Consider the following 8,705-nt stretch of genomic DNA (forward strand, 5'->3'; position numbering starts at 1 on the left):
GGAGGTATTCACAGCGCCTCCCCGCAGGCTTGTCGACGGAACAGCTCCGAGTAATACTGAGGCAAGGGCATGAAATCGCACGGCCTTTCGTCCTATACTGGGCATGACTCATCGCAACGCCACACCATTCGCCGGGATGCGATGCGTGGATCATCAAGGAGCCGGAAGCCCACTCGAAGAAGAAGGAACATCGACATGATCAAGCAACTCCGCCGTACCCTCAGCCTGCTGCTGATCGCCACCTTGGTGCTGGGCAGCCTGCCCGTGGCCGCAGCCCCCGCGCCGGCCGGCGGCATGGTGACCACCCAGGACGCCCTGGCCGCCGAACGCGCCCAGGGAGATCGCGAACGCATCCACGCCGTGCTGGCGCGTGAGGATGTCCGCGAGCAGCTGGTCGCCCAGGGGGTCGATCCCGCCGAGGTGGAGGCCCGCGTCGCGGCCCTCTCCGACGCCGAGGCCGCCCAGATGGCCGACCGGCTCGACGAGATGCCCGCCGGGGCCAGCGTGGTCGGCGCACTCTTCGCCGTCTTCGTGATCCTGCTGGTCACCGATATCCTCGGCCTGACCAACGTCTACCCCTTCACTCGCTGATCGGGGGTGACCATGACCGACTGCCCGACACGGCAGCAGCCCCCCACCAGGAACGCCCGCCTCGCGGGCGTTCTTGCGTTGGGGCTGGCCCTGCTGCTGCTCGCCGGCTGCGCCAGCGCGCCCCGGCTGGACGAGAGTACCCACCAGGCGGTGGCGCCGCGGGTGCTGCTCGACGAGGTCCCCTTCCACGGCCAGCGCGACTACCAGTGCGGCCCGGCCTCGCTGGCCATGGTGCTACAGCACGACGGCGTCGCCACCGACGTCGACGCCCTGATCCCCCAGGTCTTCACCCCGGGGCGCGAGGGCAGCGTGCAGCCGGAGATGCTCGCCACGGTGCGCCGCCACGACCGCATCCCCTTCGTGATCGAGGGCCGGCTGGACACCCTGCTGCGCGAGCTCGACGCCGGCCATCCGGTGGTGGTGATGCAGAACCTCTCGTTGCCCGCCTGGCCGGTGTGGCACTACGCCGTGGCCATCGGCTACGACCTGGGCGCCGAGCAGATGATCCTGCACAGCGGCATGGAGCCCGCGCGGGTCGAAGCCTTCCGCCCCTTCGACGCCACCTGGGCGCGCAGCGAGCGCTGGGCCTTCGTCGCCCTGTCGCCAGGGGAGCTGCCGGCCACCATCGATGCCGAGGCAGCCCTGCAGGCCATCGGTGACTTCGAGTCGGCGCGGGGCGCCGCGGCGGCGCTGCCCGCCTGGGAGGCCCTGGCCGGCCGTTTCCCCGCCCATGCCATGGTCCAGTTCGCGCTGGGCAATGCCCGCCATGCCCAGGGTGACGGCGAGGGCGCTATCGCCGCCTACCGCGCCGCGGTGAGCGCCGACGACCGGCTGGCGCCTGCCTGGCTCAACCTGGGCCTGGCCCTGGCAGGCGCAGGACGGCGTGACGAGGCCCAGGATGCCCTGTCGCGGGCGGCGGCGCTCCCGGGCCGCTGGCAGGCGCGCAGCCGCGAGGCCCTCGAGCGCCTCGAGGAGGAGCCACGATGAGCTATCGCATCGCGATCAAGACGGTCGGCCAGCCCCCCGAGCCGGAGGATGGCAGCCGGGTGCTGGTCGACCGGCTGTGGCCGCGCGGCCGCTCCCGGGAGGCGCTGGCCATCGCCGACTGGTACCGGGACGCCTCGCCGAGCCCGACGCTGCATCGCCAGCTTCGCCAGGGCGAGATCAGCGCCGGCGTCTTCGCCGTGCGTTACCGCGGTGAGCTGCGTGACCATCCCGACCGGCTGCTGCCGCTGATGCGCCAGGTCCGCCAACGTGGGGCGCTTACCCTGCTGACCGCCGAGCGCGATCCCGAGTCCTCGCCGTTCCCCATCCTGCGCGAGCGCCTGCTGTTCGCGCTGCGCGAGGAGGACGCCGAGGACCTGCAGCCGGCCTCGCCGCCCTGCTTCGCCCATGAGCTGCGTGACGACCCGGACGCCTGATCCGCTACACACGCCCCACACGACACGGCCCCCGTCGGCGACTGCCGGCGGGGGCCGTGGCGTGACGCAGGAACGCGACTAGCGCCGGGTGGCGTCATACCCCAGGTCGGCGCCGCGGGCCTCGTCGCTGCGGCGACGGGCACTGCCGGCCTTGCGGTTCTCCTCCTCGCACACCTCGTCCTTGCCGCCGCAGATCTCGCAGCCGTCCTTGAGGCCGAGCTGATTGAGGCCGCCGCAGGAGCCGGCGATGGGCTTGCGCCCCATGATCACGCCTACGGCCATGGCGGCCATGATCAGCAGCATGAAGGCGAAGGCGATAAGCCAGATAGTCATCAGGATCTCTCCTTGGGTAGCGGCCCCGGACGGGGCGGCGTCCCGGTTGCGTCTCTCGATCAGGCTGCCCTGCCCACTGAAGACAGTGCAGGACGGCGCGTGTTCCGATCAGGCACCGACGGATACAGGGAGGGAGGGCCGGCCCCCCAGGGCCGGCCCTCCGCGTCGCCTGACGGCGAGGAGATCATCCGCCGAAGTCGTCCAGCATGATGTTCTCCGGCTCCACCCCGAGATCAAGCAGCATCTTGATCACCGAGGCGTTCATCATGGGCGGCCCGCACATGTAGTACTCGCAGTCCTCCGGTGCCGGATGGTCCTTGAGGTACATGTCATAGAGGACGTTGTGGATGAAGCCGGTGGGGCCGTCCCAGTTGTCCTCGGGCTGCGGGTCGGAGAGCGCCAGGTGCCACTCGAAGTTGTCGTGCTCCTCCGCCAGCTTGTCGAACTCCTCGTTGTAGAAGGTCTCGCGCCAGGAGCGCGCGCCGTACCAGAACGAGATCTTGCGCTTGGACTTGAGGCGCTTGAGCTGGTCGAAGATGTGGCTGCGCATCGGCGCCATGCCCGCACCGCCACCGATGAAGACCATCTCGGCATCGGTGTCCTTGGCGAAGAACTCGCCGAAGGGCCCCATCACCGTGACCTTGTCGCCGGGCTTGAGGCTGAAGACGTAGGTGGACATCACGCCGGGCGGGTGGTTGGTGTTGGGCGGCGGCGTGGCGATACGGATGTTGAACTTGAGGATGCCCTTCTCTTCCGGGTAGTTCGCCATGGAGTAGGCGCGGATGACCTCCTCGTCGTTCTTGTGGGAGATGTCGAACAGGCCGAACTTCTCCCAGTCGCCGCGATACTCCTCCTCGATGTCGAAGTCCTTGAAGGAGATATCGTAGGGCGGCGCCACCAGCTGCACGTAGCCACCGGCGCGGAAGGCGACTTCCTCGCCCTCGGGGAGCTTGAGGTTGAGCTCCTTGATGAAGGTGGCGACGTTGGGGTTCTCGATGACCTCGCACTCCCACTTCTTGACTCCGAAGACCTCCTCGGGGACTTCAATCCGCATGTCCTGCTTCACCGGCACCTGGCAGGAGAGGCGCCACCCCTCCTTCTTCTCGCGCAGGGTGAAGTGGGACTCCTCGGTGGGCAGGATGGCGCCACCGCCCTCCTCCACGCGGCACTTGCACTGGGCGCAGGAGCCGCCGCCGCCGCAGGCGGAGGAGAGGAAGATGCCATTGGCGGCCAGGGTGTTGAGCAGCTTGCCGCCGGCCTGAGTGGTGATGGTGTTGTCGGGATCACCGTTGATCTCGATCTGCACGTCGCCGGTGCTGACCAGCCGGCTGCGGGCGGCCAGGATGATCGCCACCAGGCCGATGACGACCACGGTGAACATGACCACGCCGAGCAGGATAAGGGAAATATCAACCATGTCGGTTTCCTATTGCTTGCGTTGCCTGGATCCCCGGCGCCACGCGGCGCCGGGCAGGGAGCGTCTGCCTCACAGCTGGATGCCGGAGAAGGACATGAAGCCCAGCGACATCAGGCCCACGGTGATGAAGGTGATGCCCAGCCCCTGCAGGGAGGCCGGCACGTCGCTGTACTTGAGCTTCTCGCGGATACCCGCCAGCGCAGTGATGGCGAGCGCCCAGCCGACCCCGGAACCGAAGCCGTAGACCACCGACTCGCCGAAGTTGTAGTTGCGCTCGACCATGAACAGCACGCCACCGAGGATGGCGCAGTTCACGGTGATCAGCGGCAGGAACACGCCCAGGGCGTTGTAGAGCGCGGGCACGTACTTGTCGAGGAACATCTCCATGATCTGCACAAGGGCGGCGATGACGCCGATGTAGCTCAGGTAGCCAAGGAACGACAGGTCGATATTCTCGGCGCCGCTGATCCCGGTCCAGGAGAGGGCGCCCTCCGCCAGCAGGAAGCTGTAGACCAGGTTGTTGACCGGCACGGAGATGGAGAGCACCACGATCACCGCGATGCCCAGGCCGAAGGCCGCGGAGACCTTCTTGGACACGGCGATGAAGGTACACATGCCCAGGAAGAACGCCAGGGCCAGGTTCTCGACGAAGACCGAGGCTACGAACAGGCTCAGATAGTGTTCCATGTTACACGGCCTCCTTCGGTTCGGTGTTGGCCTTAATCTTGAATTCGTTCTCCTCGACCTGCTCCGGGTTGAGGCTGCGCAGCACCCAGATGATCATGCCGATGATGAAGAACGCGGAGGGCGGCAGCAGCAGCAGGCCGTTGGGCACGTACCAGCCGCCGTCCTGTACCGGCTGCAGCACGGTGAAGCCGAACACGCTGCCGGAGCCGAACAACTCGCGGAAGAAGCCCACCGTCATCAGGATGAAGCCGTAGCCCAGGCCGTTGCCGATGCCGTCCAGGAAGGAGAGCTTCGGACCGTTCTGCATGGCGAAGCCTTCGGCGCGCCCCATCACGATGCAGTTGGTGATGATCAGGCCGACGAACACCGAGAGCTGCTTGGACATCTCGTAGGCATAGGCCTTGAGGATCTGGTCCACCACGATCACCAGCGAGGCGATGATGGTCATCTGCACGATGATGCGGATGGAGGACGGGATGTGGTGACGGATCAGCGACACGAACAGGTTCGAGAAGGCCGTCACGAAGATCACCGCGATCGTCATCACCAGCGACACGCTCATGCTGGTGGTCACCGCCAGCGCCGAGCAGATACCCAGTATCTGCAGGGCGATGGGGTTGTTCTTGAAGATCGGCGTCGTCAGGACGCTCTTTGCGTTGGCAGCAGACATGATCAGGCTCCTTCACTTTCGAGTTCGACGTCGGCGCCCTGGGCCGCCTCCTGGCTCACGCCGGCGCGGAACTTGGCCAGGTAGTTACCGAAGCCTTCCGGGCCCAGCCAGAACTGCAGCATGTTGGTGACACCGTTGCTGGTCAGGGTCGCCCCGGAGAGCGCATCGATCTCGTTCACGCCGCTGGCGCCGCCCTTGGTCAGGTGGATCGCCGGCTCGAGCGAGTCCGCCTCGGCGTAGATCTTCTTGCCGTCCCACTGGGCCTGCCAGCGCGGGTTGTTGACCTCGGCGCCCAGCCCCGGGGTCTCGGCGTGCTCGTAGTAGGTGATGCCGACGATGGTGTTGCCGTCGCCCTCCACGGCGAGGAAGCCGCGCATCAGGCCCCACAGGCCCTGGCCGCGGATCGGCAGGATGATCTGCTCGGGATCCTCGGGGTCGCCCACCAGGTAGACGGTAGCGAAGTTCTCGACGCGGGTCAGGCCGGCCAGATCCTTCTCTCCCGACAGCGTGCGCGAGGCCGCTGGATCGCGGCGCGCCTCGAAGCCATCCCAGGTCGCCGGGTCATGCTCCTCGGAGTACTCGCCGCTGCGCATGTCCACCACCCGCGGCGTGACCGCCGAGGCGAAGGTGTCGTTCACATCCATCCCGGGCTCGTAGAGGTTGGCCACGTTGAGGATGTTGGTCTTGCGATCCAGCTCCTGGTTGAACTGCTGCTTGGAGCGCAGCCCCACCGCGGCGGTGGAGACGATGACCGAACACACGATGCAGAGTGCGAACGCCACCGTCAGGATCTTCTTGATGGAGTTGTTGCTCTGTGCCATCAGGCGGTCTCCTCGGCCGGTACACCGACGCGCTGCTTGCGCCGCTTGATGTTGGCCTGAACAAAGAAGTTGTCGATGAGCGGCGCGAACAGGTTGGCGAACAGGATCGCCAGCATGATGCCCTCGGGGAAGGCCGGGTTCACGACGCGGATCAGCACGGTCATCACGCCGATCAGGGCGCCGAAGATCAGTCGACCCTGGTTGGTCATGGAGGCGGAGACCGGGTCGGTGGCCATGAACACCATGCCGAAGGCGAAGCCGCCCAGTACCAGGTGCCAGTACCAGGACATGGCGAACATCGGGTTGGACTCGGAGCCCACCAGGTTGAACAGCGCGCTGGTGGCCACCATGCCCAGGAAGACGCCCAGCATGATCCGCCAGGAGGCGATCTTGGTCCACAGCAGCACTGCGGCACCGATCAGGATCGCCAGGGTCGAGGTCTCGCCCACCGAGCCGGGGATGAAGCCCAGGAAGGCGTCCCACCAGCTGTACTGCTCGGTCAGCGCGGCCATGCCGTCCTGGAAGGCGATGGAGAGCGCGGTGGCCCCGGTGTAGCCGTCGGCCGCCACCCATACCGCGTCACCCGAGATCTGTGCCGGGTAGGCGAAGTAGAGGAAGGCACGGCCGGTCAGCGCCGGGTTGAGGAAGTTCTTGCCGGTGCCGCCGAAGATCTCCTTGCCGATCACCACGCCAAAGGTGATGCCCAGTGCCACCTGCCACAGCGGGATGGTGGCGGGGAGGATCAGGGCGTAGAGCACCGAGGTGACGAAGAAGCCCTCGTTGACCTCGTGGCCTCGCTTGATGGCGAACAGCACCTCCCAGAAGCCGCCCACCACGAAGGTCACCAGGTAGATGGGCAGGAAGTAGGTGGCGCCGAGCACGAAGTTGGCCCACAGGCTGTCCGGGTTGTGGCCGGAGGCCAGCACCATCATGATCGCCTCGCGCCAGCCCGCCATGGAGCCGTAGCCCTCGGCGATGGCCACGTTGGCCTGCCAGCCGGCGTTCCACATGCCGAAGAACATCGCCGGAAAGGTGCACATCCAGACGGTGATCATGATGCGCTTGAGGTCGACCCCGTCACGCACGTGGGCGGTGGTCTTGGCCACGCTGGGCGGCGCGTAGAAGATGGTGTCCACCGCCTCGAAGAGCGGGTAGAACTTCTCGTACTTGCCGCCCTTGTGGAAGTGCGGCTCGAGATTGTCGAGTGTCTGTCGAATACCCATCATCAGGCCTCTTTCTCGATCGTGGTGAGGTTGTCACGCAGGATGGGACCGTACTCGTACTTGCCGGGGCACACGTAGGTGCACAGCGCCAGGTCCTCCTCATCCAGCTCCAGACAGCCGAGATCCATGGCGGTCTCGATGTCACCCACGATCAGCGAGCGCAGCAGCTGGGTGGGCAGGATGTCCAGCGGCATCACCTCCTCGTAGACGCCCACCGGCACCATGGCGCGCTCGGAGCCGTTGGTGGAGGTGGTCGGGGCGTAGTCCTTGAGGCCGGTGATCTTCGACAGGTAGATGCCGAGCACCGAGTGGCGGTTCTTGCCCGGGGAGAGCCAGCCCATGAAGGCACGCTTGTTGCCCTCCTCGAGCAGGCTGACCTGGTTGTGGAAGCGGCCCAGGTAGCGCAGGCTGCCCTCGCAGGTGAAGCCGGAGAAGACCGAGCCCGAGATCACGCGGGTATCATCCGGCTCGACCACCTCGCCGGCGAGCAGCTCCTCGGTGCTGGCGCCCACGCGGGTACGCAGCAGGCGCGGCTTCTCGGCGCGGGGGCCGCCCACGGCGATGACACGATCCATGTCCAGCTTGCCCTCCACGAAGAGCTTGCCGAAGGCGATGACGTCCTGGTAGCCGATGTGCCAGACACGCTTGTGCAGGGCGACGGGCGAGAGATGATGGATATGGGTACCCACCAGGCCGGCGGGGTGCGGGCCGGCGAAGGTCTGGGCCTGGACGCCGTCGATGTTGCCGCCGGTGATGCTGCTGTCCGGGCCGCTGCACAGGTAGACTTTGCCCTCGGTGAGGCGGGTCAGCACCTTGAGGCCATCCTCGAAGGCCTGGGGCTGCTCGTTGATCACCTTGGCGGGATCGCCGGCCAGCGGATGGGTGTCGATGGCGGTGACGAAGATGTCGGCGGGCACGCTGTCGATGGCCGGGGTGCGCGAGTAGGGCCGGGTGCGCAGTGCCGTCCACAGCCCCGACTCGACCAGCTGGTCGACCACCACCTGGCGCTCGAGACCGGCCAGCGTGTCGCGGCCGTGGGCGGTGAACTCGACGGCCTCCTCGTTCTCGGCGACCTTGATCACCACCGAGAGCAGGCGACGCCTCTCGCCGCGGTTGATGGCCACCACCTCGCCGGCAGCCGGCGCCGTGAAGCGCACGCCGTCGATCTTCTTGTCGGTGAACAGCAGCTGGCCAAGCTTGACGGTATCTCCCTCCTTGACCTCCATGGTCGGCTTCATGCCGACGTAGTCGGTGCCCAGGACCGCCACGTGGCGCACGGGCCGCGCATCCTCGATGCGCTGCTCGGGCGCTCCCGTGATGGGGAGATCCAGGCCTTTCTTGACTTCGATCATAGTCTCGCCCAGTTGATGGATCGGATAACGAAGGAAAGGGGTTCGAATGGATTCGAATTATTGTGAATTCAGCACGTTACCAGTCGGGTCCGAGGCATGCCCGGCCCACCCCGAAAAATCCACCGTATTATAAAGACCCGGTAGAGGGATGACTACCTGAGCGAAGGTCGCAAGGAGGCAAGGAGGCAAG

At 66.5% G+C, this 8,705-nt stretch carries 10 protein-coding genes; 3 read left to right on the plus strand and 7 right to left on the minus strand.

All coding sequences use genetic code 11. The features are described from left to right. Positions 1–198 precede the first annotated feature (198 nt). From Q673_RS33735 to Q673_RS33745, 3 genes are read left to right on the plus strand one after another with little or no spacing between them, the layout of a single operon-like run. Positions 199–591, plus strand: coding sequence for a PA2779 family protein (locus Q673_RS33735; protein WP_031218713.1), 393 nt, complete (start codon positions 199–201; stop codon positions 589–591). 12 nt (positions 592–603) lie between these two features. After that, positions 604–1,578, plus strand: a complete 975-nt coding sequence (locus Q673_RS33740; RefSeq protein ID WP_031218714.1) for a PA2778 family cysteine peptidase — start codon at positions 604–606, stop codon at positions 1,576–1,578. Next, positions 1,575–2,012 (plus strand): DUF488 domain-containing protein, encoded by a 438-nt coding sequence (locus Q673_RS33745; RefSeq protein WP_023007207.1) that lies wholly within the window; start codon positions 1,575–1,577, stop codon positions 2,010–2,012. The genes Q673_RS33740 and Q673_RS33745 overlap by 4 nt, the downstream gene beginning before the upstream one ends. A gap of 78 nt (positions 2,013–2,090) precedes the next feature. Here the strand turns inward: Q673_RS33745 and nqrM are convergent, their stop codons facing one another. The 7 genes from nqrM to Q673_RS33780 form a co-directional block, all read right to left on the minus strand. Then, positions 2,091–2,345, minus strand: a complete 255-nt coding sequence (nqrM, locus tag Q673_RS33750) for a (Na+)-NQR maturation NqrM (RefSeq protein WP_023007208.1) — start codon at positions 2,343–2,345, stop codon at positions 2,091–2,093. Positions 2,346–2,529: 184 nt separating this feature from the next. Beyond that, a complete protein-coding gene (gene nqrF, locus Q673_RS33755; RefSeq protein ID WP_023007209.1) occupies positions 2,530–3,762 on the minus strand; it encodes an NADH:ubiquinone reductase (Na(+)-transporting) subunit F in 1,233 nt (410 codons plus the stop codon). 69 nt (positions 3,763–3,831) lie between these two features. Then, on the minus strand, positions 3,832–4,449 hold the full coding sequence (gene nqrE, locus Q673_RS33760; RefSeq protein ID WP_023007210.1) for an NADH:ubiquinone reductase (Na(+)-transporting) subunit E: 618 nt from the start codon (positions 4,447–4,449) through the stop codon (positions 3,832–3,834). Between the two features lies 1 nt (position 4,450). After that, a complete protein-coding gene (locus tag Q673_RS33765) occupies positions 4,451–5,119 on the minus strand; it encodes an NADH:ubiquinone reductase (Na(+)-transporting) subunit D (protein WP_023007211.1) in 669 nt (222 codons plus the stop codon). Positions 5,120–5,121: 2 nt separating this feature from the next. Then, positions 5,122–5,940: a Na(+)-translocating NADH-quinone reductase subunit C gene (locus Q673_RS33770; RefSeq protein ID WP_023007212.1), complete on the minus strand. Its 819-nt coding sequence runs from the start codon at positions 5,938–5,940 to the stop codon at positions 5,122–5,124. Next, positions 5,940–7,166 carry an NADH:ubiquinone reductase (Na(+)-transporting) subunit B gene (locus Q673_RS33775; RefSeq protein WP_023007213.1) on the minus strand — a complete coding sequence of 409 codons (1,227 nt, stop codon included), beginning with the start codon at positions 7,164–7,166 and terminating at the stop codon, positions 5,940–5,942. The genes Q673_RS33770 and Q673_RS33775 overlap by 1 nt, the downstream gene beginning before the upstream one ends. Continuing rightward, positions 7,166–8,515, minus strand: a complete 1,350-nt coding sequence (locus Q673_RS33780) for a Na(+)-translocating NADH-quinone reductase subunit A (protein ID WP_023007214.1) — start codon at positions 8,513–8,515, stop codon at positions 7,166–7,168. The genes Q673_RS33775 and Q673_RS33780 overlap by 1 nt, the downstream gene beginning before the upstream one ends. Positions 8,516–8,705: the final 190 nt, after the last annotated feature.

Origin of the sequence: Halomonas sp. PBN3, assembly GCF_000475415.1 — a bacterium.
GTDB classification, from domain to species: domain Bacteria; phylum Pseudomonadota; class Gammaproteobacteria; order Pseudomonadales; family Halomonadaceae; genus Halomonas; species Halomonas shengliensis.